Annotated in this window: 16 protein-coding genes, 1 other RNA gene and 4 pseudogenes; 12 read left to right on the top strand and 9 right to left on the bottom strand. The window is 63.1% G+C overall.

What is annotated here, in order from left to right; translation table 11 throughout:
• The first annotated feature begins 19 nt into the window (after positions 1-19).
• Positions 20-1660 (top strand): chaperonin GroEL, encoded by a 1641-nt coding sequence (gene groL, locus PD885_RS02005; protein ID WP_002804273.1) that lies wholly within the window; start codon positions 20-22, stop codon positions 1658-1660.
• A gap of 197 nt (positions 1661-1857) precedes the next feature.
• Positions 1858-2253: pseudogene (locus tag PD885_RS02010) on the top strand (IS4 family transposase); the annotation flags it as partial.
• Positions 2254-2339: 86 nt separating this feature from the next.
• Here PD885_RS02010 and xopX (PD885_RS02015) read toward each other — a convergent pair.
• The gene (xopX, locus tag PD885_RS02015) at positions 2340-4475 is read right to left on the bottom strand and encodes a XopX family type III secretion system effector (RefSeq protein ID WP_065975441.1); all 2136 of its coding nucleotides are present in this window, start codon (positions 4473-4475) and stop codon (positions 2340-2342) included.
• Between the two features lie 259 nt (positions 4476-4734).
• Positions 4735-6855 (bottom strand): XopX family type III secretion system effector, encoded by a 2121-nt coding sequence (gene xopX / locus PD885_RS02020; protein ID WP_065975440.1) that lies wholly within the window; start codon positions 6853-6855, stop codon positions 4735-4737.
• Between the two features lie 234 nt (positions 6856-7089).
• On the opposite strand from xopX (PD885_RS02020), the pseudogene PD885_RS02025 reads away from it, so the two are divergent.
• From PD885_RS02025 to PD885_RS02035, 4 genes and pseudogenes are all read left to right on the top strand, one after another.
• Positions 7090-7324 (top strand): annotated as a pseudogene (locus tag PD885_RS02025) (TonB-dependent receptor plug domain-containing protein); the annotation flags it as partial.
• A 341-nt stretch (positions 7325-7665) separates the two neighbouring features.
• Positions 7666-7881 carry a hypothetical protein gene (locus PD885_RS20335; RefSeq protein ID WP_134656574.1) on the top strand — a complete coding sequence of 72 codons (216 nt, stop codon included), beginning with the start codon at positions 7666-7668 and terminating at the stop codon, positions 7879-7881.
• Positions 7882-7903: 22 nt separating this feature from the next.
• A complete protein-coding gene (locus tag PD885_RS02030) occupies positions 7904-8977 on the top strand; it encodes a 3-deoxy-7-phosphoheptulonate synthase (protein WP_002804263.1) in 1074 nt (357 codons plus the stop codon).
• 280 nt (positions 8978-9257) lie between these two features.
• Positions 9258-9333, top strand: a non-coding RNA gene (locus PD885_RS02035) — sX9 sRNA.
• A 21-nt stretch (positions 9334-9354) separates the two neighbouring features.
• On the opposite strand, the gene scpC is transcribed toward PD885_RS02035, so the two are convergent.
• Complete coding sequence (gene scpC, locus PD885_RS02040) at positions 9355-10869, bottom strand: succinyl-CoA:acetate CoA-transferase ScpC (RefSeq protein WP_002804262.1); 1515 nt, start codon at positions 10867-10869, stop codon at positions 9355-9357.
• Positions 10870-11100: 231 nt separating this feature from the next.
• On the opposite strand from scpC, the gene PD885_RS02045 reads away from it, so the two are divergent.
• Positions 11101-13308, top strand: coding sequence for a hypothetical protein (locus PD885_RS02045; RefSeq protein ID WP_002804261.1), 2208 nt, complete (start codon positions 11101-11103; stop codon positions 13306-13308).
• Positions 13309-13531: 223 nt separating this feature from the next.
• Here the strand turns inward: PD885_RS02045 and PD885_RS02050 are convergent, their stop codons facing one another.
• Positions 13532-14449, bottom strand: coding sequence for an SMP-30/gluconolactonase/LRE family protein (locus PD885_RS02050; protein WP_002804254.1), 918 nt, complete (start codon positions 14447-14449; stop codon positions 13532-13534).
• Positions 14449-14967, bottom strand: a complete 519-nt coding sequence (locus PD885_RS02055; RefSeq protein WP_002804250.1) for a cupin domain-containing protein — start codon at positions 14965-14967, stop codon at positions 14449-14451. Before PD885_RS02055 ends, PD885_RS02050 begins: the two co-directional genes overlap by 1 nt.
• Positions 14968-15130: 163 nt before the next feature.
• Here PD885_RS02055 and glnE point away from each other — a divergent pair, with 163 nt between their 5' ends.
• Positions 15131-17947, top strand: a complete 2817-nt coding sequence (glnE, locus tag PD885_RS02060; protein ID WP_002804248.1) for a bifunctional [glutamate--ammonia ligase]-adenylyl-L-tyrosine phosphorylase/[glutamate--ammonia-ligase] adenylyltransferase — start codon at positions 15131-15133, stop codon at positions 17945-17947.
• 104 nt (positions 17948-18051) lie between these two features.
• Here the strand turns inward: glnE and PD885_RS02065 are convergent, their stop codons facing one another.
• Both PD885_RS02065 and PD885_RS02070 read right to left on the bottom strand, forming a co-directional pair.
• The gene (locus tag PD885_RS02065) at positions 18052-18558 is read right to left on the bottom strand and encodes a queuosine precursor transporter (RefSeq protein ID WP_052032101.1); all 507 of its coding nucleotides are present in this window, start codon (positions 18556-18558) and stop codon (positions 18052-18054) included.
• A 182-nt stretch (positions 18559-18740) separates the two neighbouring features.
• Positions 18741-19688 carry a mitochondrial fission ELM1 family protein gene (locus PD885_RS02070; RefSeq protein WP_002804243.1) on the bottom strand — a complete coding sequence of 316 codons (948 nt, stop codon included), beginning with the start codon at positions 19686-19688 and terminating at the stop codon, positions 18741-18743.
• A 136-nt stretch (positions 19689-19824) separates the two neighbouring features.
• Between PD885_RS02070 and PD885_RS02075 the strand changes: the two genes are divergently transcribed.
• Together PD885_RS02075 and PD885_RS02080 are read left to right on the top strand one after the other, a co-directional pair.
• Positions 19825-20415, top strand: a complete 591-nt coding sequence (locus PD885_RS02075) for a malonic semialdehyde reductase (protein WP_088056620.1) — start codon at positions 19825-19827, stop codon at positions 20413-20415.
• 227 nt (positions 20416-20642) lie between these two features.
• Positions 20643-21371: a YceI family protein gene (locus PD885_RS02080; RefSeq protein ID WP_088056621.1), complete on the top strand. Its 729-nt coding sequence runs from the start codon at positions 20643-20645 to the stop codon at positions 21369-21371.
• Positions 21372-21453: 82 nt separating this feature from the next.
• Here PD885_RS02080 and PD885_RS02085 read toward each other — a convergent pair.
• Positions 21454-21849: pseudogene (locus PD885_RS02085) on the bottom strand (IS4 family transposase); the annotation flags it as partial.
• 479 nt (positions 21850-22328) lie between these two features.
• On the bottom strand, positions 22329-23117 hold the full coding sequence (locus PD885_RS02090; RefSeq protein ID WP_002805850.1) for a siderophore-interacting protein: 789 nt from the start codon (positions 23115-23117) through the stop codon (positions 22329-22331).
• Positions 23118-23295: 178 nt separating this feature from the next.
• Between PD885_RS02090 and mdcA the strand changes: the two are divergent.
• Positions 23296-24917: pseudogene (gene mdcA / locus PD885_RS02095) on the top strand (malonate decarboxylase subunit alpha).
• Positions 24918-24926: 9 nt separating this feature from the next.
• On the top strand, positions 24927-25244 hold the full coding sequence (mdcC, locus tag PD885_RS02100; RefSeq protein WP_002805848.1) for a malonate decarboxylase acyl carrier protein: 318 nt from the start codon (positions 24927-24929) through the stop codon (positions 25242-25244).
• The last annotated feature ends 75 nt before the right edge of the window (positions 25245-25319 follow it).

The following is a 25319-nucleotide window of genomic DNA, read 5'->3' on the forward strand; positions in this document are numbered from 1 at the left end:
ATTTCCGGAGTAATAACTAATGGCTGCTAAAGACATTCGTTTCGGTGAAGACGCACGTACCCGTATGGTTCGTGGCGTCAACGTTCTTGCCAATGCCGTGAAGGCCACCCTGGGCCCGAAGGGCCGCAACGTCGTGCTCGAGAAGAGCTTCGGCGCACCGACCATCACCAAGGACGGCGTCTCGGTCGCCAAGGAAATCGAACTGGCCGACAAGTTCGAGAACATGGGCGCGCAGATGGTCAAGGAAGTCGCTTCCAAGACCAACGACAACGCTGGCGACGGCACCACCACCGCGACCGTGCTCGCCCAGGCCCTGATCCGCGAAGGCGCCAAGGCTGTGGCCGCCGGCATGAACCCGATGGACCTCAAGCGCGGTATCGACCAAGCCGTCAAGGCCGCTGTCATCGAGCTGAAGAACATCTCCAAGCCCACTACCGACGACAAGGCGATCGCTCAGGTCGGCACCATTTCGGCCAACTCGGACGAATCGATCGGCAATATCATTGCCGAAGCGATGCAGAAGGTCGGCAAGGAAGGCGTGATCACCGTTGAAGAAGGTTCGGGCCTGGAAAACGAGCTGGACGTTGTCGAGGGCATGCAGTTCGATCGCGGCTACCTCTCCCCGTACTTCATCAACAACCAGCAGAGCCAGTCGGCCGATCTGGACGATCCGTTCATCCTGCTGCATGACAAGAAGATCTCCAACGTGCGCGACCTGCTGCCCGTGCTGGAGGGTGTCGCCAAGGCCGGCAAGCCGCTGCTGATCGTGGCTGAAGAAGTCGAAGGCGAAGCGCTGGCCACCCTGGTGGTCAACACCATCCGTGGCATCGTCAAGGTCGTGGCCGTCAAGGCGCCTGGCTTCGGCGATCGTCGCAAGGCGATGCTGGAAGACATGGCCGTGCTGACTGGCGGCACCGTGATCTCCGAGGAAGTGGGTCTGGCGCTGGAGAAGGCGACGATCAAGGATCTGGGCCGCGCGAAGAAGGTACAGGTCTCTAAGGAGAACACCACCATCATCGACGGCGCCGGCGATTCGGCCACGATCCAGGCCCGCGTTGGCCAGATCAAGACCCAAATCGAAGACACCTCGTCCGATTACGACCGCGAGAAGCTGCAGGAGCGCGTGGCCAAGCTGGCTGGTGGCGTTGCAGTGATCAAGGTCGGCGCCTCGACCGAAATCGAAATGAAGGAAAAGAAGGCACGCGTCGAAGACGCCCTGCACGCCACCCGTGCAGCCGTCGAAGAAGGCGTGGTCCCGGGCGGCGGTGTGGCCCTGGTGCGTGCGCTGGTGGCCGTCGGTAACCTGACCGGTGCCAACGAAGACCAGACCCACGGCATCCAAATCGCCTTGCGCGCCATGGAAGCCCCGCTGCGCGAAATCGTGGCCAATGCCGGCGAAGAGCCGTCCGTGATCTTGAACAAGGTCAAGGAAGGCACCGGCAACTACGGTTACAACGCGGCCAACGGCGAGTTCGGCGACATGGTCGAGTTCGGCATCCTGGACCCGACCAAGGTCACCCGTTCGGCGCTGCAGAACGCAGCCTCGATCGCCGGCCTGATGATCACCACCGAAGCCATGGTGGCCGATGCACCGAAGAAGGACGAGCCGGCTCTGCCGAGCGGCGGTGGCATGGGTGGCATGGGCGGCATGGATTTCTGATGTAAGCCAGCAGCTGTTGCAGCAGAAAAACCCCGGCGAATGCCGTAATGCTGCTCACTTAAGCAATTGAGTCACCGAAAATCCGATACCAGACTTCTGGTATCGGATTTTTTTGTGTCCCTTCACCAGCAGCTGTTTGACCTTGGCGACCTGTTCAACTTCTGTGACCTGAGCACCTTTACGCAGAATATTCCGGTTGGGAAATCGAACTGGGTTTGCGCGACATCAAAAGCTCGATGCAGCACAACGCGACAACGTTGCGTAGCAAAAAGATCGACTTGGTATACCAGCAAGTCTGGGGGTTGCTGCTGGCTTACAACAGCATTCGGCGTGAAGCCAGCCAGACAGCTGTGGCCTTTGGCAGAACGCCTTCGGACATCCGATTCAAACCGGTCTGCCAGTACATCGCAGTGCAACTCATCGTGATGGCCGCAGCCAATCCGGCTTCCGCCACAGGCAGACGCCTATCCCAGCTTCGCTCAGGCACCGCGAGCCTGTTCCTCTATCACCGGCCGAGGCCTACGCGGCCAAGGACGGTGAAGATCTCGAAGACCCGCTATCCGGTAGATCCAAAGGCTGCTCCGCTTAAGTGAACAGCATTACGCCGAAAGGTGGGCTTTTTTTGCGGTCCATTACCGCGCAGGTGGGTCCAGGTAGCTCATTGCTGCTGGTCGCAACATCAGGGCGAACGTGCTGTGCTTGTTGTGGCGTCATCGTTGGATGGATGCGGTTGCGCAGGCGCTGCCGGTTCTGGGGATGCGGTCTGCATCGCAACCTCGGAGTTGTCGTCCATCTCGGCGACTTCGGTGATTTCGGTAAGTGTGACGCTGCTAGGCCGCGTCTGCGTAGTCGCACCCGCACCCGCATCTTCGATCACTTGCAGCGCGATATCTCCGACCATCTGCTCGTACTGCTGCGCCTGTTCCGACGTCAGACTTTCCACATATCTCGCTGTGCTTTGTACGGTCTGGCTTAGATCTTCGAGCGAGGAAGGCATTCGGGTTGCGAGTGGGGTGCCATCGGGCCCCTTGAACACCCGCATGACCTGCTGCCCGCCCCAGTTCATTGCCAGTTCCGCGCCGCGCGCCATTGGGCCAGGCATCGTCATCGACATCAGCGACATGATGGCGCCGGCGTAGTAGGGCGATGAGGACGAGGATTCGATCAGACTCTTGTCTGCGAATGTCTTGGACAGTTTCTCCACACCCAGCGCCAGCGCCATGACCATGCTGCCGGAGCACATTGACTTGAAGCGTTCCATCGCGTCCTGCCGGGTCGCTTGCTTGTTCAACGCCGACTGCATCATCACCGTCGTCAAGATGGCTGAGTCGGCCATCAGTTCCACCGTTCCGATCCGATCCGGCTGGATCAGGTAGACGGTCAGCCCGGTCACGCCGGCGCCCAACAACGTCAATGCCAATTTGGAGGAGAAGTCGTGGTTGGTCGCCTGGCGTGGGCTGGCTGCTGGCTGGCTCTGATCAAGTTGCAGCGCCGTGCTCAGTCGCTTGCTGCACTGATCGAGCGTCTCCAGCAGATGCGTGCATTGGGCATTCAGCGTCCGGGTGAGTTCGTGTCCTGCGCCGGGTCCGGCGAAGTTTCGGCGTGCTTGTTGGAAGGCGTCGTGGCCAGTCTCCAGAGCGGCGCAGATCTCGTTGAGTTGCCCACGCAGTTGGCCGCTGATCTGGCCGGGTGTCAGTTGCTTGCGCAACTGCTCTGCTTGCGAGCCGTAGCCCAGCGTTTGCATGGCCTTGGCGCTCATTTTCGAGGCACCGCTGTGTAGCCGATTCCCCATTGCATTGAGGCTGTTCCAGAAGAAGGGCGTGAGTATCAACGCCGCGCAGGCGGTCGATGCGGCTGCGGCAAATCCCACGTTGTTTTCCATTGCTTCGGCCTGACGTTGCACGGACGGGTTGCCGAATTTCTTGGGTAGTTCGGTTGAGAGAAATATTCCTTTGAGCAGGATGGAGTAGAAGTGCATTTCATTGGCTTCGCGTCCCAGCTCGCCACCCATCAGCGGGAACGGAAGTCCATCGGCGGTGGGACGTAAGGCCGATGCAGAAATGCTCAGGACGTTTTTGGTGGAAGCAGCGACGGTGTAGGCGAAGGTCTTGGCCTGTTTGCCCAGCAGCGGACTTGGCACGGCAATTGGCCAGAGATTGACCAGATTGACCAGCGAATTCAGCGCACGCCTGGCTGCGGGTGTCCCGTGCTCCAGCGGCTGCAGCGCGTCTTCTACCGCTTTGATGTCGGCGAGCAATTGCTGACGGAAGCGTGGTTCCAGGCCGTTGTCGAGAGGTGCGATAGTTTGGCGCAGCTCGGTAATCTGCTGGCGGCACGCGGCCAGGCTGTGGGGGGCGACTTGTTCCGGGTCGGTGTGGCGCATCATCCGCAAAAACGCGGGATCGTCTGCATGCATCTGCAGCATGGTGCGCAGATCCGTCAGAGACCAGAGATTGGACGCGGCCTTGGACACCGCAGCGGACGCCTGCTGTACGCCGGTTGCCAGCGCGGAGTTCGCGCGCGAGGCCAGCGTCGCCGCAATGGATGAGGCAGTTGTCCGAGCCGAGTGTCGCGCCCGCGGTGCGGGCGATGATGGTTCGGCGGGCGACGCCGACCTAGAGGACGCCGACGCGGAGCCGGCAGGCGAGGCGCCTGGGCGATTGCGCGCGGCAAGCGGCGCTAGCGCCGGGTCGACCGAAGTTTGCGGCAGTGTCGAAGGTGGTTGCAGTGCCACAGTCTGTTCTTGGTCATCGCGTACTTCCTGCAGCACGCTTGACGAAGATGGACCGGCCACCTTGGCTTCATTAATCTTCATCGGATGTCTCCGTTCGGTGGGGGGCACCAAATCGCAATGTTTGGTGCTCTTTGATGATCTGCACAAACGCCCCCGGCCCAAACCGCAGACACGAACTGGTGGGCTGCCACCGGAAGTGGCAGCGAGAACAGTGGCTGAGGTTCAGCGAATTGATTCCTGGGGCCACAGGCTGCGCGCGCTGTGACGCAATCAGACGCATGGAACACAGATCTGCATGGATTGATTTGCAGCTGCTCTTACGTGACTGCTGGTCGCAATATCAGGGCGAACGTGCTGCGCTTGTTGTGGCGTCATCGCTGGATGGGTGCGGTTGCGCAGGCGCTGCCGGTTCGGGGGCTGCGGTCTGCATCGCAACCTCGGCGCCGTCGTCCATCCCGGTGATTTCGCTGATCGTGACGTTGCTGGGCCGCGTCTGCGTACCCGCGCCCGCATCATGGATCGCTTGCAGAGTACTTTCTGCAACGATCGTCCTGTAAGCATACAACTCCGCTTCTGTCAGACCTTCCAGATACCTCAATGTGTTTTCTATGGTTTCGTCCAGCTCATCGGGCGAGGAAGGCATGCGGGTTGCGAGCGGAGTGCCATCGGGCCCCTTGAACACCCGCATGAGCTGATGCCCGCCCCAGTTCATCGCCAGTTCGGCGCCGCGCGCTATCGGGCCAGGCATCGTCATCGACATCAGCGACATGACGGCGCCAGCGTAGTAGGGCGATGAGGACGACGCTTCGATCAGGCTCTTATTCGCGAAGATCTTGGACAGTTTCTCCACACCCAGCCCTAGCGCCATGACCATGCTGCCGGAGCACATGGCCTTGAAGCGTTCCATCGCGTCCTGATGGGTCGCTTGTTTGTTCAACGCCGACTGCATCATCACTGTCGTCACGACGGCTGAGTCGGCCAGCAGGTCCACCGTGCCGATCCGATCCGGCTGGATCAGGTAGACGGTCAGCCCGGTCACGCCGGCGCCGAACAACGCCAATGCCAATTTGGAGGAGAAATCCTGGTTGGTCACCTGGCGTGGGATGGTTGCTGACTGGCGTTGATCATGTTGCAGCGCCGTGTTCAGTCGCTTGCTGCACTGATCGAGCGTCTCCAGCAGATGCGTGCATTGGGCATTCAGCGTCCGGGTGAGTTCGTGTCCTGCGCCGGGTCCGGTGAATTTTCTGCGCGCTTGCTGAAAAGCGTCGCGGCCGCTCTCCAGAGCGGCGCAGATCGTGTTGAGTTGCCCACGCAGTTGGTCGCTGATCTGGCCGGGTGTCAGGCGCGTCCGCAACCGCTCTGCTTGCGGGCCGTAGCCCAGCGTTTGCATGGCCTTGGCGCCCAGTTCCGAAGCACCGCTGTGTAGCCGATTCCCCATTGCATTGATGTTGTTCCAGAAGAAGGGCGTGAGTACTAGTGCCGCGCAGGCGGTCGCTGCGGTTGCGGCAAACCCCAGATTGTTTTCCACTGCTTCGGCCTGATGTTGCACGGACGGGTTGCCGAATTTCTTCGGAAGTTCGGTAGCGAGAAACAGGCCGTTGAGCAGGGTGGCGTAGAAATGCATTTCATTGGCTTCGCGCCCCAGCTGCCCGCCCATTAGCGGGAACGGAAGCCCATCGGCGGTAGGGCGTAAGGCCGATGCTGAAATGCTTACGGCATTTCTGGTGACATAGGCGATGGTGTAGGCGAAGGTCTTGCCCAGGTTACCTAGCAGCGGACTTGGCACGGCCACTGGCCAGACATTGACCAGATTGACCAGCGAATTCAGCGCACGCCTGGCTGCGGGTGTCCCGTGCTCCAGCGGCTGCAGCGCGTCTTCTACAGCTTTGATGTCGGCGAGCAATTGCTGACGGAAGCGTGGTTCCAGGCCGTTGTCGAGAGGTGCGATAGTTTGGCGCAGCTCGGTAATCTGCTGGCGGCACGCGGCCAGGCTGTGGGGGGCGACTTGTTCGGGGTCGGTGTGGCGCATCATCCGCAAAAACGCGGGATCGTCTGCATGCATCTGCAGCATGGTGCGCAGATCCGTCAGAGACCAGAGATTGGACGCGGCCTTGGACACCGCAGCGGACGCCTGCTGTGCGCCGGTTGCCAGCGCGGAGTTCGCGCGCGAGGCCAGCGTCGCTGCAATGGATGAGGCGGTTGTCCGAGCCGAGTGTCGCGCCCGCGGTGCGGGCGATGATGGTTCGGCGGGCGACGCCGACCTAGAGGACGCCGACGCGGAGCCGGCAGGCGAGGCGCCTGGGCGATTGCGCGCGGCAAGCGGCGCTAGCGCCGGGTCGACCGAAGTTTGCGGCAGTGTCGAAGGTGGTCGCAGTGCCACAGTCTGTTCTTGGTCATCGCGTACTTCCTGCAGCACGCTTGACGAAGATGGACCGGCCACCTTGGCTTCATTAATCTTCATCGGATGTCTCCGTTCGGTGGGGGATACCAAAATCGCAGTATTTGGTGATCTTGACATGATCTGCACAACGGCTTTCGGCCCAAACCAGAGACAACGGTGGCTGAGGTCCGGCGAATCGATTCTGGGGCCACAGGCCGTACACGGATAGGGCTGCTGAGACGCATGCAATGCAGTTGGATAGGTTGATTTGCGGCAGATAGCATACATTTATGTTGGACATTGATATCGATGTCATCGGATGCGGTGGCCGGCATGGTCAACGTGATCCTCAAGCGCGACTACCAAGGCGATCAGGTGCGTCTGCGCGGCGGCACCGCGAGCGACAGTTTCGACGTGTCACGGGCGCACCGGCGAAAACTGGAGCCTGACCTACGCACTGCAGGCCACCCGGCGCGACCCGTTGAGTGGGTGCGATCGTCCGCTGCTGGACGACTCCGATGACATGTCCTATTCCAACTTGACCGGCCAGACCGGCGATCTATTGGAACCTCAGCATCGACTATAAGATCACTGACCACCCCAAGGCTAACGTCAACAACGTGTTCAACGAAGTGGGTTACGAAAATAAGGAAAGTTTCTACGGATACGGTTTCTACAACACCACATTGTTCAACCCGATCGGCTGCGAAGAAGTGGCGGCGTAATACGCGTTTACGTTCTGATCGAGCGCTGTTGCTGCATCACGCGTCATCGCGTTATCGCCGTGGCGTGTGGTGCGTTCGATCAAGTTGCGCGGGAACGGTTAGGGCGGGTTTAACGCAGGCTGGCAGGCATGATCCCCGATCACATGGCTGCGACGTTCCGTTGCCGATGAAACAGTGGCAACGCACACATGCGCGTGTTATCAATGCAACCGATGAACGCACCCCGCAGCCAATTCTATTTTTGGTACTACGGTTTTCCGATGCCGCTGGCGTAGGAAGGATTGCGCTCAACCTGAAGGAAACTTCAGCAGCATTCCCGAAAAGCCGCCAGCGCATAACTGGCGGCTTCTTTGTTGCCGCCTCGCCTGGTTCCCCGACGTAACCGCCTACCCGAGACACTCGTTATGCCGCCTGTGACCGATGACCTGCGTATCCGCAAAATCGACGCCGTCGTACCACCTTCGCAGCTGCTCTCGCTGCTGCCCTGCGATGAAGGTGCCTCCGAGACTGTGACCAATTCGCGCGCCGCGCTGCACGAAATCCTGCACCGACGCGACGACCGCCTGGCGGTCGTGATCGGGCCGTGCTCGATCCACGACCCGGTCGCTGCGATGGACTACGCGCACCGTCTGCGACCGCTGCGCGAGCAGCTCGGCGATGCGCTGGAGATCGTGATGCGGGTGTACTTCGAAAAGCCGCGCACCACCATGGGCTGGAAGGGCCTGATCAACGATCCGGATCTGGATGGCAGCTTCCAGATCAACAAGGGCCTGCGGCTGGCGCGCAGTCTGCTGCGCGACATTAACAACCTCGGCCTGCCGGCGGGCGTGGAATTTCTCGATATCATCTCGCCGCAGTACATCGCCGATCTGGTGGCCTGGGGCGCGATCGGCGCGCGTACTACTGAAAGCCAGGTGCATCGCGAAATGGCGTCCGGGTTGTCGTGCCCGGTGGGCTTCAAGAACGGCACCGACGGCGACGTCAAGATTGCGGTGGATGCGGTAGGCGCGGCCTCGCATCCGCACCATTTCCTGGCCGTGACCAAGGACGGCCACACGGCAGTTGCCGCAACTGCGGGCAATCCGGATTGCCACGTGATTCTGCGTGGCGGCAAGCAGCCCAACTTTGATGCGACCAATGTGGAAGCGGCCAGCCAGTTGCTCAAGAAATCCGGCTTGCCGGTACGCCTGATGATCGACGCCAGCCACGCCAACAGCGGCAAGAATCCCGAGAACCAGCCCAAGGTCATCGACGACATCGCCAGCCAATTGGAAGGCGGTGAAACGCGCATCGTCGGTGTCATGGTGGAGAGCCACCTGGTCGGTGGACGCCAGGAGCTGGTGCCAGGCTGCGAACTGACTTACGGCCAAAGCATCACCGATGGCTGCCTGGATTGGGACGCTTCGGTGCAAGTGCTGGAGCGCTTGGCGACGGCGGTGCGTGCACGTCGTGCAAGGCGGATTGCCGAGGCTGCGTGATTGCCGAGGCAGCTCGCAGTTCAGGCCATAAAGCCCTCTCCCCCTCGGGACCTCGCTCCCCTTCATGGGGGAGAGGGTGAGGTTGCGGCGGAAGATAGTCATCCAAAACCGCAGGTTCGTAACGACGCGATGCACTCACAAGGACGTTCTCCATCACACGCGTGCCATTGCGAGGTCGCAGCATGACTCCGATAGCAATGAAGTTCGAAAAGCATCAAGAGCGGCTGACAAAACGGCTGCGCTCACCGCCAGGCGGGCGCGGCCGGTGCTCGGAATCGGCATGTATCACGCGAACACTGCGGTTCCTCTGCGCCGTCCGCACCCAGCTGGCGACTGCTTGCTGCGTTTAATTAGCCAATCTAATCCCCAAGCCCGATTCACCCCAACATATCTCCAGTCTCCAACCAACGCTGATGCCACGTCAGCGCTTCAGTCAACAGATGCGGCGTATGTTTGCCATAACTATGGCGATTTGCCCGCGCCACATAGTCGTCCAACGTATCGCGATAACGCGGATGCACGCAGTGGGCGAGCAACTGGTGCGCACGCTGCTTGGGCGTCAATCCGCGCAAATCGGCCAGGCCTTGTTCGGTGACGATGACCGAGACGTCGTGTTCGGTGTGATCGACATGGCTGACCATCGGCACGATCGACGAAATGCTGCCCGCTTTGGCGATGCTGGGGCTCAAGAAAATCGACAGGAACCCATTGCGTGCGAAATCGCCCGAGCCGCCAATGCCATTCATGATGCGGCTTCCCATCACATGGGTGGAATTGACGTTGCCGTAGAGGTCGGCTTCGATCATGCCGTTCATGCCGATGCAGCCCAGCCGGCGCACCAATTCCGGATGGTTGGAAATCTCCTGCGTGCGCATGACGATGCGTTGCCGATAGAACTCGATGTTGCGCTTTAACTCCTCGTTGCCCTCCGGGCTGAGCGCAAAGCCGGTGCACGAGGCATAGCGCAGCACGCCGTCGCGCAGCAGTGCGAGCATGCCGTCCTGAATCACTTCGGTGAACGCTTCCAGATCGCGGAATCCGCTGCGTGCAAGCCCGGCAAGCACCGCGTTGGGAGTATTGCCGACACCCGATTGCAACGGCAGCAGATTGGCCGGCAGCCGGCCCTTGCCGACTTCATGACGCAGAAACGCGATCAGATGTTCGGCAATGCGTTCGCTGCTTTCATCGGCAGCGGCAAACGGGCTGTTGCGGTCCGGGCCATGCGTGCGCACCACCGCTACGATCTTGTCCGGATCGCAGCGCAGGCTAGGCTCGCCGATGCGGTCGTCGCCATGCAATAGCGGAATCGGTTTGCGCTGTGGTGGTAACGCGGTGCCGTAGTAGACATCGTGCATGCCGTCCAGGCCGGCCGGTTGCCAATCGTTGACCTCGATGATCACTTTCCTGGCCAGATCCAGCCAGGTCTTGTTGTTGCCGATCGAGGTGGACGGCACCAGGCTGCCATCGGCGCGGATTGCGGAGACTTCCACCACCGCAGTGTCGATCTGCCCATAGAAACCGAACCATACGTGCTGGGCGACGTGGCTGAGATGGATGTCGATGTAGTCCAGCGTGCCGGCGTTGATGCGTTGGCGCGCATCCGGGTCGGACTGGAACGGCATGCGCATGGCGATGCCGTCGGCCTTGGCCAGCGCACCGTCGAGTTCCGGTGCGGTCGAAGCGCCGGTCATCAGCTTGATTTGGAACGGTTGGCCCTGCAGATGCGCCGCTTCGATACGCTGCGCCAGCGCCATCGGTACCGCCTTGGGGTAGCCGGAGCCGGTGAAACCGCTCATCGCCACGGTCTCGCCGGGCTGAATCAGCGCGGCAGCGGCCTCGGCAGAAACCAGGCGGTCGCGCAGCGGCGCGTGCAGGATGCGTTCGTTGGACATGGGCGGCCTAGCGGCAACGGGGGAAGCGCAATTATCGCCGCTGCACGCACCGGCCTGGGTGCGACCTTGCGCGATTGGCCCTGGCCATGGTGTCGTGCAATGGGTGTGCTGGGCGCGCTGCATGCGGTGTACCCGCTCGCCGGCAACCTGTGAGACCGCTGCGCATCGCACTCACGGCTGGCTTGGCACACTGCGCCGGGCCGCGTGCGCGGTCTTCAGGAGCCTGCCGTCATGACGATGCCTGTTCGCGCCCGCTGGCGCGGGTTGCCCCGCGCGGTGCGTTGGCCAGTGCTGGCCCTGATTGCGCCGTACGCGAGCTATTTGCTGCTGGGCAACCTGCTGCTTAACACGCCGCTCGGACCGGCAGCGCTCAATCGCAAGCCGGACACATTCGCAATGCATTGGGGCCCCGGGCTGACCTGGTGGCCCGGGCGACTGGTGCTATGGGACGTCGATCTGCAGGGCCATTCGACGCGCAATAGCTGGAATGTCAGTGCGCAGCGCATGAGCGGGCAGATTCGCTTATTGCCATTGCTGCATCGGCAGTTGCTGGTGCCGCAGCTGCATGCGCGCGGTGTGCGTGGTGGCATGCAGGCGGCCGTCGCGATCCAGGCCGCCGACTCACCTGCCCGCCCCCCGTCGACCGCTCCCGCCTGGACCCTGCAATTCGACCGCATCATCGCCGAGCAAGTGCAGGCCTTATCGCTACGTCAGCTGCACATCGAAGGCGACGGCCAATTGCAGCTAGGCTTGTTCAAACAGCTGCGCGGCGGGCCGATGGAACTCTTCCCCTCGCGTGCAGTGTTCGAAAAAGCACGCGTGCGTTGGGGCAAGGACGAAGTGATGCGCAATGGTCAGTTGCGCATCGAAGCCAGCATTGTGCGACATGCACCGGATCAGGCACGCGGGCTTGCATTGCTGCAGATCACCGACGCGTTGGTGGCCGTGCATGGCGATACGGCGGCGCTGGATGTCACACGCAACGCGCAAGGCCGGCATACGGTGGCAACGCGCGCCGGCAAGGGCCGCGTCGATGGCGAGCTACGTTGGAGACGCGGTACGTTGCAACCCGGCAGCCAACTGCAATGGCGTGCGCCGCTGCACGACAGCACCCGAGCGCCCGCTGCATTCCTGGGCGAGCTTGCAACGCAGCTGCAGGTCGAGGAGAACATGCGTTTGCAGGTGAGCATGCCGGAGCCGGCCGATGCCGGATTGACGCTGGATGCCGACTTGCGCGTGCGAGGCCGGCAGCTGCCGCTGCAGTCCATGCGCAGCCTGTTGCCGCGCACCTCCGGGCATGCGCGGCTGCATTGGCAACTCTCCTCGCTCAGCTGGATTCCAGCGCTGTTTCCGGATGTGGACTGGCTGACGCTGGAAGGCGATGGCTTGGTCGATGCCGATCTGCGCATCGATCGCGGCCAGCTCGGTGCCGGCAGCCGTCTACAGGTGCCGCATGTGCGTGCGCAAGTCGGCGTGATGGGGCATACGATCAACGGGCAAGCCACTGCCGATCTGCGCGTGGATGCCGATGCGAAAGGCCAGTTACTGCCTGCACTCGCATTGCAGATGCAGCAGTTCTCGATTGCGCATCGCGATGCGCCGCAGCGCCCGTTCGTGCAAGGCCGCGATCTGCGCCTGGATTTGCAGACGCGCGCCGATACACACACGCTGAGAACGTTGCGCGATGCCACGCGTGCGCATCTGGTATTCGACAACGCACGCGTGCCGGATCTTCGCGCATATAACCGTTATCTGCCGCAACAGCAGCTGCGTTTCGATGGCGGCAATGGTGTGCTTAGCGGGGATCTGCAGATCGAACCCGGCGGTCGCATCGGCAAGGGTGGTCTACGCATTGGTGCGCGTGCGGCGCGGCTGCAGTTTGCCGGTCTTGCATTGCGTGGCGATGTGGATGCCGATCTGCGTCTGCAGCGCGGCGATCTGCGCGCTGAAACTTTCAGCCTCGATGCCAGCAGGATCCAGCTAAGCAATGTCGGATTCACCGGCCCGAATGGACAGCGGCGCGATGGCTGGTGGGCGCGTGTCGTGCTGGAGAACACGCGCATGCAATGGCGTCAGCCGATGGCTGTGGATGGACGCGTGCGCATCCAGGTGCGCGACTTGGAATTTTTGATGTCGTTGTATGCGCGCGACAGTTGGATTCCGAATTGGATGCTGCAACTGATGGACGCAGGCCAGGCGCAAGTGACAGCGCGCGTGCAGTGGCAGGGTGAAACGGTCATCGTCGACCGGTTGCAGGCGCGCAATGAACGCTTCCAGGTCGATGCGCGCCTACGTTTGCAGGGCACTCAACGTAGCGGAAGCCTGCTTGCGCGCTGGGGGGTATTGAGTGCGGCGGTGGGTCTGCGTAACGACACCCCGCAATGGCATCTGCTGCGCGCGCCGGAGTGGTACCAGGCGCAGCCGGATCTGCTGCGGTGACGGCGGGATGCGGCGCCTTGGCGTGAAGGAAAAAGCTCCAGTTCTGTACTGCCTGGTGTTGTTTTGCAGTGCAGCGTGCAAGTCGTGTTCGGGGCGCGCACTATGCTCCTGCATCCCGACGTGGGGGAGGGAGCAAAGCCCGCTGGCAGTTCGCTGCAAGCGGGTTTTTTTATTGTCTGGGGTCTGGCAGGTCAAGCCCGGGAGCCGGTCTACGACGCGGTTTTTAACTCAGTTCAAGCAGCCACAACGAATTGCCGCCGGTAATGAATAACCGCCGCCGCTGCTGGTCGAACGTGCAGTTGGATGCGGTGGCCGGTGTTGGCACCAGGCCAAGCAATTGCCCGTGGTGATCGAACACACATACGCCCGCGCCGAAACTGCTCCATAGCCAGCCTTTGCGATCCACGCAAAACCCGTCCGCCAGGCCCTCCGGCACCACCGCAAAGCGGCGTTGATCGTGCAGTGCACCATCGCGCCAATCGAAGGCGGTGATCTCCGGCTCGCCCTGGGCGTGCTCGGGTGTCTGCGACACGTACAGCACGCGCTCGTCGGGCGAGAATGCCAACCCGTTCGGGTGATCCAGGCTGACCATGCGCTGCAACGCACCGCCATCGGGCGGCAGTCGGTAGACGCTATGGTGGTCGAGCTGCTGCGGCGCGGGGCAACCCTGGCTGGGTTTGAGCAGGCCGAAGGGCGGGTCGGTGAACCAAATCGCGCCATCACGCGCCACGATCAGATCGTTGGGCGAATTGAGCCGTTTGCCCTCGAAGCGGCCGACCAGCAGATGCGCCTGGCCGTCGGTGTCGCTGCGAGTGATCGCGCGCCTCCCATGTTCGCAATGCACAAGCCGCTGCTGGGTATCGACCGCATTGCCGTTGGTGAAGGCGGTGGCGTCCAGCAGCACGTCCACCGCGCCGTCCTCGCGCCAGCCAAGCACGCGGCGGCCGACCACATCGCTCCACACCAGGGTGCGTTGCGCCTCCCACCAGGCCGGGCCTTCGCTCCAGGTGGCTTGGTCGTACAGCGTGTGCAGGCGCGCGTGGCCAAAGCGCGCGGCCAGCGCGGCGTGCTGCGTGCTCGGTGGCGCGCAGTCGGTTGGTTGCGCCGGGCCGGGCGGGCGCACGCGGCAGTGGCTGTCCATCATTGCGGCGCCTCGTGGCCGAACGGATGCGCGGTGGCAGCGCCGGGCGATTGCGCAAATTGCACCAGCATTTGCAGGCATGGGGTCTGGCCCAGCTGTCCTGAGCGGTGGCCGTGCGCGTCGGTGGTGCCCTGATCCTGGCCGAAGTGGATGTCGCCAGGGCCCATTTCCACCCGCGTGCCGTCGCCGGTTTCGATGAACCAGCGGCCACGCAGCGGAATCACCCATTGCGGATGCGGGCTCTCATGCCAGTCGCCGACCCAACCCACCGGCAGCACTGCGAACTGGACGCTGAGCACCTCGCCCGGGAACGGCCGCAGCCACTGCGGCGCCGCACCGCCGCCTATGCTCTTGCTGCCGAAGCCTGGCAACTGCGAGGGATTGAGGCGGCTCTTGCCATCCGGCCCGGTCCACAGATGCAGGAACGGCAGGCTGGGTGGCAACTCCAGGTCGGTGCCGTCGTTGTCGAGCGGGATCTGGGACGGCAGCACCTGCGCGGGCAGGATGATGGGCGACATGGCTGAGCCTCGTGGGAAAGCCGCAGTGCAGCACGGCTATCGTCAGGGTTGCGTAAGCGATGCGTTCAACGCATCGAAAGCTCTCACAACGGCGGCGCGATGCGATGATCGACTACGAGCACAGGCACGTGCCGCGTCCGCGCAGTGATGCAAGAATCCAGGCATGTCGCAGCCCATCCCATCCGTGTCTCCTGCGTTGGCCGCTCTGATCGAGCGTGCCGTGGCGCGTGTCCGTCATGCCCTACCGGCCGGGCAGCGCTGGCCAGGCGGCGGTTTTGATCGGCAGCTCGAACAGGTCGCGCTCGCCAGCGAATTCGCCCTCGACACCTTGGCGCGTCAGCCCGCATTGGTGCATCACTTGGCGCAGGCCGATCCGCCGCCGCTACCAGTGCCAGTGCTCGATCCTGCGCAACCGCAGCTGTGGCCCGCGCAATTGCGGCGTTATCGCAGTGCCGAATCCACCCGCCTGGTGTGGCGCGATGTGCTCGATCTGGACAGCGTGGACGCCACGTTGGCCGGTGCGACCCGGCTGGCCGACAATTGCCTGCAATGCGGCTTGCAGGCGCTTGAGCAGCAATTCCATACCCGCCACGGCCATGTCATTGCCGAAGACGGCAGCGTGCAGCAGATGGTGGTCTTCGGGCTGGGCAAGTTGGGCGGCGGCGAGCTGAATTTTTCCTCGGACGTGGACGTGGTCTATGCCTATCCGCAGGGCGGGCAATCCGATGGCGCCCGTCCGCTTGCAGCCGAGGAATACTTCGCGCGGCTGGGCCAGCAGCTGGCGAAACTGCTCGACGAAACCACCGCCGATGGCTTCAGTCATCGCGTGGATCTGCGCTTGCGTCCGTTCGGCAGCGCCGGGCGGGTGGCGTTGTCATTTGCCGGCATGGACCAGTATTTCCAGCGCGAAGGGCGCGATTGGGAGCGTTACGCCTGGCTCAAGGCGCGCGCAGTGGCCGGCGACATCGACGCTGGCGAAGCCTGGCTGGAAACGCTGCGGCCATTCGTCTACCGGCGCTATCTGGATTTCACCGCACTGGATGGCTTACGCGAGATGAAGGCGGCGATCACTGCCGAAGTCGCGCGCCACGATCGTCTGGATGACATCAAGCGCGGGCCGGGTGGCATTCGCGAGATCGAGTTTCTGGCGCAATCGCTGCAGGTGATTCGTGGCGGACGCGAACCGACATTGCGCGAGCGCCGCTTGCTGCCTGCCTTGCAGGCGCTGGTGGCCGCGGGCCAGATCGATCCTGATAATGGTCAGGCATTGACCGAGGCGTATCGCTTTTTGCGTCGGCTCGAAAATCGCCTGCAAATGCTGCGCGATGCGCAGACCCATGCCTTGCCGCAGGCACCGCTGGATCGCGCACGCATTGCGCTAGGCCTGGGCTATGCGGATTGGTCGGCATTGCTGCAGGCGCTCACCCCGCAACGTGTGCGCGTGGCGGCCGAATTTGCCGAACTGTTGGCACCACGCGTGCGCGCCGCCGCACCGGACGCGCTAGCCGACTATTGGTGCGCGCTGCCGGACGGCGATGCCACGCCATTGGCGGGGATTGGATTGCACGATCCCGGCGGCGCGCATCAGGTGCTGGCCGATTTTGCCAACGCCTCCGGCGTGCGAGCGCTCTCCGACAATGCACGCGCACGGCTCGATCGCGTGATGCCGGCGCTGCTGCATGCAGCCACCCGCGCCAGCCAACCCGATGCCGCGGTGCGGCGCATGCTCGGCCTGTTGCAGGCCACCTTGCGCCGCACCAGCTATCTGGCGTTGCTGGACGAACAGCCCAGCGCGCTCGCGCGCGTGGTTGACGTGCTCTCGCGCAGCGCTTTGCTGGCCGAGCGCCTGGCTGCGCATCCATTGTTGTTGGACGAATTGCTCGACACCCGCATCAGCGGCCCCTTGCCCGATCGTGCAGCCTTGCACGCAGCCTGTGCGCAGATGCTGCATATCGACGATACCGAAGCAGCGCTGCGCGAGCTCAACGAACGCCGGCTCGCGCTAAGCTTTCGGATTGCATTGGCCACGCTCGATGGCCGTCAGCAGGCGGTGCAAAGCACGCAGCAACTCGCCTGGCTTGCCGAAGCCGTGGTGCAAACCGTGTTGCAGCTGGCGCGCAGTGCACTGGTCGCATCGCATGGGCAAGTGCCCGGAGGCAGCTTCGCCATCATCGGCTATGGCAGTTTGGGCGGCTTGGAACTGGGCTTCGGTTCAGATCTGGATCTGGTGTTTCTCTACGATCACCCGCGCGCGGTAGAAGCCTCCGATGGCAAGCGGCCGCTGGAAGCCGGGCGCTGGTTTGCGCGGCTTGCGCAAAAAGTGATGGCACTGCTCGCCGCCGAGACAGGCGCCGGCAGCTTGTATGACATCGATGTGCGGCTGCGCCCGGATGGCGGCAAGGGCGCGTTGGTGTCGTCGTTGGCCAGCTATCGCGAGTACCAGCGCGCGCGCGCCTGGACCTGGGAGCATCAAGCGTTGGTCCGCGCACGGGCAGTCGCCGGCGATGTTGCGCTATGCGATGCCTTTGCGCAGGTGCGCGCCGACACGCTGACGCGCGTGCGCGACCCCGCGCAGGTGCACGAGGACGTGCACAAGATGCGCGCACGCATGCGCACCGAACTGGATCGCAGCGATGCCGGTCGGCTGGATCTCAAACAAGGCGCCGGTGGCTTGGTCGATCTGGAATTCGTGCTGCAGGCCGGCGTGCTTGGCCAGGCGGCGCAGCACCGGCAACTGCTGCTGGCCTGCGATACGCCCGCGCTGATCGATGCGCTTGTTCAAGCGCACTGGCTACCGGGCGACAGCGCAGCACCGCTGCATCAGGCACACGCCGCGCTGGTGGAGGCCGGCCTGAGTTGTACGTTGGACCGCCGGCCGCGCTTGATCGCACCCACGCCGGTGGTTCGGGATGCGCGCCTTATCGTTGCAGCGATCGCAGATGCGCAGCAGTTACGATTTCCGCCAGGAAAAAGCCTCTGAGATTGTCCGTGGTACCAGCTGTTTTTCTGCGGCCCAGTAAGTCAAGCGGTGCTGTCTGCGGTAGGCATTATCGCTTGCGTTGGTCTAGCCGCTGTTGGCCACGCTTAGCGGCTCGGGCGTGGCGCATTCCTCCACAGCAACGCACGAAACGGGCCCAACAGAAACACGCCCATGCCCAGTTTCACCGCCAGATCGCCGGCAGCCCAGCTGATCCATGGCAGGCCCACGCCGGCAAAGGCAATGCTCCAGAAGATCGCCGTATCCAGCGTGGCACTGCAGGTGGTGGCCACGATCGGCGCGCGCCACCAGCTGCCATTGCGCAGGCGGTCGAACACGCTGATATCCAGCAACTGTGCAGCAATGAAGGCGGTGCACGAGGCCACTGCAATCCGCGGCGTTGCCAGCCAGATCGACAGCAGTACTGCCAATGCAAACCCGCACCAGGCTACCTTGCGCGCTGCACGCGGCCCGAAGCGGCGATTGATCAGGTTACTCACCAGAAATGCCACCGGATACGAGAACGCGCCCCACGTCAGCCAGTCGTTGATCGGGTACTGCACCAGGATGTTGGACACAAGCACCACCGCACCCATAGCCAGCACCGCCCACATCAATGCGCGTGCGGTGAGCGGAGCAAACAAGCTTGGAGGCGTGGCAGATATGGCGGTGTGTCAGTGGCAGTGCAGCGCGATTATCCGCGTTTAGACGCATGCGGGCCAGTGCGGCTGGCGGGACACGGATAACGCGCTTCGATGGTGGTCCGGATCGTCCGGTGCCCCTCGCGGCAACACCATCATATGTGCATGCGCTCACGCACCAGTGTAGCAACGCGTTGGGTTTCGCGCAGTGGAGTGAGTTCTGACTGTGCTGCGAAAATGTCGGCCGTGTCGCATAAACGTCGATGTGCCTGCAGTGCTCGAACATACTGCCGAACGCGTCCTCGCGCGCAATCGCAAAACGCCGCCGCCACCGGCACGCGCGTGGCGCACGCCTCGGACAGCAGGTTGACCGAGTCGGCAGTGGCCACGATCGCATCGGCCCAGCCCAGCAGGCCGGCATAAGGATTCGGGCCATCGCGTTCATCGCACCACATCAGGCCGGGCAAGTCTGCGCACAACGTGCGCAGCGTTGTGATTGTCTCGGGCGGGGTACGTCGCGACGTAGTGACCAGCAGGCTGCCGCCGACCGAGTGCAGTTGCTCGCGCAGGTGCGCGCACAGCGTTGCCAGTGCCTGGGTGGTCCAGGGCACTGGTGCGCTCGGGCCGCCGATCAGCAGCGCCAGACGCGGACCGGGCAGGGAGCCGAGCGTGGCAAAGGCGGTGCGCCCGGCCGTCAGCCAGGTATCGTCCACCGGATGCAGGCTGCCGAGCAGGGTGATGACGTTGGCGCCACGCAATGCGTCGTGCTCGGGCACGATCAGCAGATCCCAGTGACGTGCATCCAGGCGCGGGTCCAGGATCTGCACCGTCCGGCTACCGTGCGCGCGCAGCAGCCGGGTTGCCAGCGCAGCTTGGCGTCCGCAGCCGATAGCCAGCGCCGGCGGCTGCCCTAGTTGCCGGGCGAACTCCGCGCCAAAGGCGGCGTCAGCGCCGGGCAACAGGTGCGGCGCGGCCCAGCGCCATGGCGCGCGGGCCTGCAGGTGCAGTGCCGTGATCGGCGCTGGCTGCAGTGCACGTGCCAGGGCCTCGGCCTGGCGGGCATTGCCGGCCAGGCCATCGCTGACCGCACAGGTCAGCGCCATCGTTTCAGATCCGACATAGATTTGTTTCAGATTGAGCGTGTGTTGCAGCAATGGCTTCACTCTACACTGCGGGTCTTCACACCAGCGCCCGTGCAGCATCCTACTGTCGTCCATTCCTCAGCCTCACGGAGTCGCCATGTCCGACCTGCTCAACGCTGCCGCACTGGATCAGCTGTTTCGCACTGCCCGCACGCAAAACACCTTTCTCGACAAGCCGGTCAGCGAAGATCAGCTGCGCCAGCTTTACGACCTAGTCAAGTGGGGCCCGACCGCAGCCAACGGTTCGCCGGCGCGTTTCGTGTTCGTGACCAGCCCGGAGGCCAAGCAGAAGCTCACCCCGGCGCTGTCCGAAGGCAATGCTGCCAAGACGCTGGCTGCGCCGGTCACAGTAATCATCGGGTCGGATGAGGATTTCCACGAGAAACTGCCGTACCTGTTTCCGCACGCCGATGCCAAGAGCTGGTTCGACGGCCCGCGCGAGGCGCGCGTACCTTCTGCGTTCCGTAACAGTTCGTTGCAGGGCGCCTATCTGATCCTGGCCGCGCGTGCGCTGGGTCTGGATGCCGGCCCGATGTCCGGCTTCGACAATGCCAAGGTGGATGCGGCGTTTTTTGCCGGCACCTCGATCACATCCAATTTCCTGGTCAATCTCGGCTACGGTGACCCGGCCGGGTTGTTCCCGCGCTTGCCGCGCCTGAGTTTCGACGAAGCCGCACGCATTGAATAAGATCGATAACGGCTGCGCTCACCATCAGGCGGGCGCAACCGGTGCTCGGGGCGATCTGCAGCCACGCACACGCCGGTTCTGACACGCGGTCCTTGGTTGTGTACAGACCGCTCGCTATGTGCACTAGTCGCTTTGGGCGTGCGGTTTCACATTCCTGCAGTCTTCGTCCGTCTGCGTTTCGTCCCATCTGCGTTGATCCAACGCGTCTCTCATCACGAGGAATTTCAATGAAGACCACCCATAAACTGCTGCTGCCGCTCGCCCTGACCCTGGCCATTGCCGCCTGCTCCAAGCCGGCCGACAATGCCGCTCCGGCCGCCGAAACCCCGGCTGCCACCGCACCGGCTGCCACCGCTGCTTCTCCGGCACCGGCTGCTGCCGAGTCCACCGCTTCGGCCGCGCCTGCCGTGCAAGTGCAGTCCGGCACCTACACGCTGGATCCGGACCACACCGACGTGCTGGCGCAGTGGAGCCACTTCGGCTTCTCCAACCCGACTGCGCACTTCGGCAATGTCAACGGCACCCTGGTGTACGACGCGGCCGACGTGACCAAGTCCACCGTGCAGGTCACCCTGCCGCTGACCGGCTTGACCAGCTTCACGGCCAAGTTGGACGAACACCTGAAGAGCGGTGACTTTTTCAATGCGTCCAAGTTCCCGACCGCCACCTTCAAGAGCACCAAGGTCGAAGCCGCTGGCACCAATAAGCTGACCGTCACCGGAGATCTGACCATCAAGGATCAGACCAAGCCGGTCGTGCTGGACGTCACCCTCAACGGTGCCGGCGAGCACCCGATGAAGAAGGTGCTGGCGGCCGGCTTCGACGCCACCACCACGATCAAGCGCAGCGACTTCGGCGTGGACCAGTACGCCCCGAACGTCAGCGACGAAGTCAAGATCCGCATCACCACCGAAGCCCTGCAGGCCAAGGCCGGTGACGCTGCTGCTGCCAAGTAATTGGCCGCGCGGTTGATGCGTCGGTGCGTGTAATCGCACCGATGTATGGAATGGAAAACCCCACCTTTCGGCGTAGTGCTGTTCACTTAAGCGGAGCAGCCTTTGGATCTACCGGATAGCGGGTCTTCGAGATCTTCACCGTCCTTGGCCGCGTAGGCCTCGGACGGTGATCGAGGAACAGGCTCGCGATGCCTGAGCGAAGCTGGGATAGGCGTCTTCCTGTGGCGGAAGCCGGATTGGCTGCGGCCATCACGATGAGTTGCACTGCGATGTACTGGCAGACCGGTTTGAATCGGATGTCCGAAGGCGTTCTGCCAAACGCCACAGCTGCCTGGCTGGCTTCACGCCGAATGCTGTTGTAAGCCAGCAGCAACCCCCAGACTTGCTGGTACACCAAGTCGATCTTTTTGCTACGCAACGTTGTCGCGTTGTGCTGCATCAAGCTTTTGATGTCGCGCAAACCCAGTTCGATTTCCCAACCGGAATATTCTGCGTAAAGGTGCTCAGGTCACAGAAGTTGAACAGGTCGCCAAGGTCAAACAGCTGCTGGTGAAGGGACACAAAAAAATCCGTTACCGGAGGCCTGGTATCGGATTTTCGGTGACTCAATTGCTTAAGTGAGCAGCATTACGCCGATTGGCGGGCGTTTGTTTGGGCGACCTATCAGTTGCATGCACTGCTGTCGCCGCTGCGTTGAGTAAATAGAGTTTATGCGTCGATGTCGATGTCGCTGCCCAAGCCTGAACTTTCCGCGTCCCGTCGACACGTACCAGCACGTCGGCCTGCTCCCGCAAGCGGGAGAAGCTGCCCGAAGCGCGGATGAGACCACGCGCCTGAGCACAAGCCCCGCACATGTTGTGCAGTGCTCTTGACGTAAAGTCGGTGCCAACGTTGCGTGTTGTCCGCACGCGCTGCTTGCACGTCAAACGTCTGCATCCAGCGCCGCCGTGGTGTCTGTCAGCCGGCGGCTGACTCGGCCTTCCAATACCCCTTGGCCCGCACCGACGCCTTGTCCACGCCCAAATGCTCTTCGATAAACATGCGCATGGCACGGGCCCGCATCGATTCTGTGCCGATCCAGTAGAACGTGTCGCCGTCGTGCGGCTCGTAGTCGCGCAGGCCGTCTTCCAGCAAGGTGCTGCTGGCGGCATCGATGCCGTTGCGCTCCAACCAGTACACATCGACGTCGGCTGCAGTGACCAGATCCTGGCGCTCGGCGGCATCGGCGATTTCGATGAAGACTTCGGCATGCATGTCGGCGGGCATCGATTCCAGCCAGCGACCGATTGCCGGTAGCGCGGTGTCATCGCCGATCAGCACGTAGTGATCGTAGTCGTCGGCGACCAGGAACGAACCGCGCGGGCCGCCGATCTTCAGCGTTTCGCCGGGCTGTGCTTGCGCCGCCCAACTGGATGCAATGCCGTCGCCATGCAGCACGAAGTCGATGCTCAGTTCGCCGCTCTGCGGGTCGAACGCGCGCGGTGTGTAGTCGCGGCCGGGCGAGGGCAGCGCGCCTTCGGCATAGCGCGGGCCTTCCGGTGTCATGGTCGGCAGCACGAAGGCGCCGTCGGCATTGGGGAAGAATACTTTGATGTGATCGTCCGGTGCCTGGCTTTGGAAGCCGGCAAGCTCGCTGCCGCCAAACACGATGCGGCGCATGTGCGGAGTCATCGATTCGCAGCGGACCACCAGCACGGAGCGCAGGGGCGGATCACGGCGGATTTGGGTGTGGGTGTGTGCAGCCATGGTGGTGCGATTCCTGGAGTGCCGTGCAGATGTGTGGCGGGGTAGGGCACGAGCGAAGCGGCGTGCAGTTGCATAACACGCTCTAGAGCAATGCTGCAACGCGGTTGGACATCGCGCGTTTTCATAATTACGTTATAGTTAATATGACATTAATGGCTCAGCCCGATGAGGCAGCAGCATGAGTCGACAGTGGGACACTCAGGCCGAAAGCCGGCGCCTGCTGCGCGCGGCCGCGCTCGCGCCGCAGGGGCGCGTCGTGGCTGCCGATGCTGTGGTTGCCCTGCTGGAAGCGGTGATCGAGCCGGGCGATCGCGTCTGCCTGGAAGGCAATAACCAGAAGCAGGCCGACTTCCTGGCGCGCTGCCTCACCGAAGTGGACCCGGCGCGCGTGCACGACGTGCACATGGTGCAGTCGGTGTTGTCGCTGGCCGCGCATCTGGACGTGTTCGAGCGCGGCATCGCCAAACGCCTGGATTTCTCGTTCTCCGGCCCGCAGGCCGCGCGCCTGGCCGGGCTGGTCAGCGAGGGCCGCATCGAGATCGGTGCCACCCACACCTATCTGGAACTGTTCGGCCGCTACTTCATCGATCTGACCCCGCGCAGGCCGCCGACCGCCACGGCAATCTCTACACCGGCCCCAATACCGAAGACACGCCGGTGATCGTGGAGGCCACCGCGTTCAAGGGCGGCATCGTGATTGCGCAGGTCAACGAGATTGTCGACACGCTGCCGCGCGTGGATATTCCGGCCGACTGGGTGGACTTTGTCACGCAGGCGCCCAAGCCCAATTACATCGAGCCGCTGTTCACCCGCGACCCGGCGCAGATCTCCGAGATCCAGGTGCTCATGGCGATGATGGCGATCAAGGGCATCTACGCCGAATACGGTGTGGACCGGCTCAATCACGGCATCGGCTTCGACACTGCGGCAATCGAATTGCTGCTGCCCACCTATGCCGAATCGCTCGGACTGAAGGGCAAGATCTGCCGGCATTGGGCGCTTAATCCGCACCCGGCGCTGATCCCTGCGATCGAGTCGGGTTTCGTGCAATCGGTGCATGCGTTCGGCTCGGAACTGGGCATGGAGACGTATATCGCCGCGCGCCCGGATGTGTTTTTCACCGGTGCCGACGGCAGCATGCGCTCCAACCGCGCGCTCTCGCAGACCGCCGGTTTATATGCCTGCGACATGTTCATCGGCTCCACCTTGCAGATCGATCTGCAGGGCAACAGCTCCACCGCCACGCGCGACCGCATCGCCGGCTTCGGCGGCGCGCCCAATATGGGCTCGGATGCGCGCGGCCACCGGCATGCCAGCGATGCGTGGCTCAAGTCCGGGCGCGAAGCGGCGCGACCGGGCGCAATGCCGCGTGGACGCAAGCTGGTGGTGCAGATGGTGGAAACCTTTCGCGAGCACATGGCGCCGGCCTTCGTCGACAAGCTCGATGCGTGGGAGCTGGCCGAGCGCGCCAACATGCTGCTGCCGCCGGTGATGATTTATGGCGACGACGTCAGCCATGTGCTGACTGAAGAAGGCATCGCCAACCTGTTGTTGTGCCGCAGCGCCTAAGAACGCGAACAGGCGATTCGCGGCGTGTCCGGTTACACCGCCGTCGGCCTGGGCCGGGACAAACGCATGGTCGAAAACCTGCGCGATCGCGGCGTCGTCAAGCGACCGGAAGACCTGGGGATTCGTCCACGCGATGCCACGCGCGATCTGCTCGCCGCGCGCACGGTCAAGGATCTGGTGCGCTGGTCCGGTGGGTTGTACGACCCACCGAAACGTTTTCGCAATTGGTAGGGGCACAGCATGGAAACCCTGCGGTATCGCTTCGATGGCCGGCAAGACGCGCGCGCTGGGCTGGAACATGCGCTGGTCGGCGTGGTCGCCTCCGGCAATCTGGAAGTGCTGGTAGAGCGCGTGCCGCTCGATGGCGCGATGGAGGTCCAGATCCTCACCGCCGCACGCGGTTTCGGCGCGATCTGGCACGCAGTGTTGGATGACTTTGCCGCGCGCCACCGGCTGCGCAATGTGCACATCAGCATCAACGATGTCGGCGCTACGCCCGCGGTAGTGAGTTTGCGTCTGGAGCAGGCGATGGATGTGCTGCAGGGAGCCGACGCATGAGCCGCTGTCACCTCACGCAGGTCATCAGCGCTGTCGGAGCGAGCGCTGTCGGAGCGCGCCCGCGTGCGGAGGACC

Source organism: Xanthomonas fragariae (genome assembly GCF_900183975.1).
In the GTDB taxonomy this organism is placed as follows: Bacteria; Pseudomonadota; Gammaproteobacteria; order Xanthomonadales; family Xanthomonadaceae; genus Xanthomonas; species Xanthomonas fragariae.

Bases quoted from the DNA above. Each gene is read 5' to 3' on its own strand.
- PD885_RS20335 (WP_134656574.1), top strand. From the start codon at position 7,666: ATGAAACAGTGGCAACGCACACATGCGCGTGTTATCAATGCAACCGAT.
- PD885_RS02080 (WP_088056621.1), top strand. From the start codon at position 20,643: ATGAAGACCACCCATAAACTGCTGCTGCCGCTCGCCCTGACCCTGGCC.
- glnE (WP_002804248.1), top strand. From the start codon at position 15,131: ATGTCGCAGCCCATCCCATCCGTGTCTCCTGCGTTGGCCGCTCTGATC.
- xopX (WP_065975441.1), bottom strand. From the start codon at position 4,475: ATGAAGATTAATGAAGCCAAGGTGGCCGGTCCATCTTCGTCAAGCGTG.
- PD885_RS02030 (WP_002804263.1), top strand. From the start codon at position 7,904: ATGCCGCCTGTGACCGATGACCTGCGTATCCGCAAAATCGACGCCGTC.
- PD885_RS02090 (WP_002805850.1), bottom strand. From the start codon at position 23,117: ATGGCTGCACACACCCACACCCAAATCCGCCGTGATCCGCCCCTGCGC.
- PD885_RS02055 (WP_002804250.1), bottom strand. From the start codon at position 14,967: ATGTCGCCCATCATCCTGCCCGCGCAGGTGCTGCCGTCCCAGATCCCG.
- xopX (WP_065975440.1), bottom strand. From the start codon at position 6,855: ATGAAGATTAATGAAGCCAAGGTGGCCGGTCCATCTTCGTCAAGCGTG.
- scpC (WP_002804262.1), bottom strand. From the start codon at position 10,869: ATGTCCAACGAACGCATCCTGCACGCGCCGCTGCGCGACCGCCTGGTT.
- PD885_RS02045 (WP_002804261.1), top strand. From the start codon at position 11,101: ATGACGATGCCTGTTCGCGCCCGCTGGCGCGGGTTGCCCCGCGCGGTG.
- groL (WP_002804273.1), top strand. From the start codon at position 20: ATGGCTGCTAAAGACATTCGTTTCGGTGAAGACGCACGTACCCGTATG.
- PD885_RS02070 (WP_002804243.1), bottom strand. From the start codon at position 19,688: ATGGCGCTGACCTGTGCGGTCAGCGATGGCCTGGCCGGCAATGCCCGC.
- PD885_RS02075 (WP_088056620.1), top strand. From the start codon at position 19,825: ATGTCCGACCTGCTCAACGCTGCCGCACTGGATCAGCTGTTTCGCACT.
- mdcC (WP_002805848.1), top strand. From the start codon at position 24,927: ATGGAAACCCTGCGGTATCGCTTCGATGGCCGGCAAGACGCGCGCGCT.
- PD885_RS02065 (WP_052032101.1), bottom strand. From the start codon at position 18,558: ATGTGGGCGGTGCTGGCTATGGGTGCGGTGGTGCTTGTGTCCAACATC.
- PD885_RS02050 (WP_002804254.1), bottom strand. From the start codon at position 14,449: ATGGACAGCCACTGCCGCGTGCGCCCGCCCGGCCCGGCGCAACCAACC.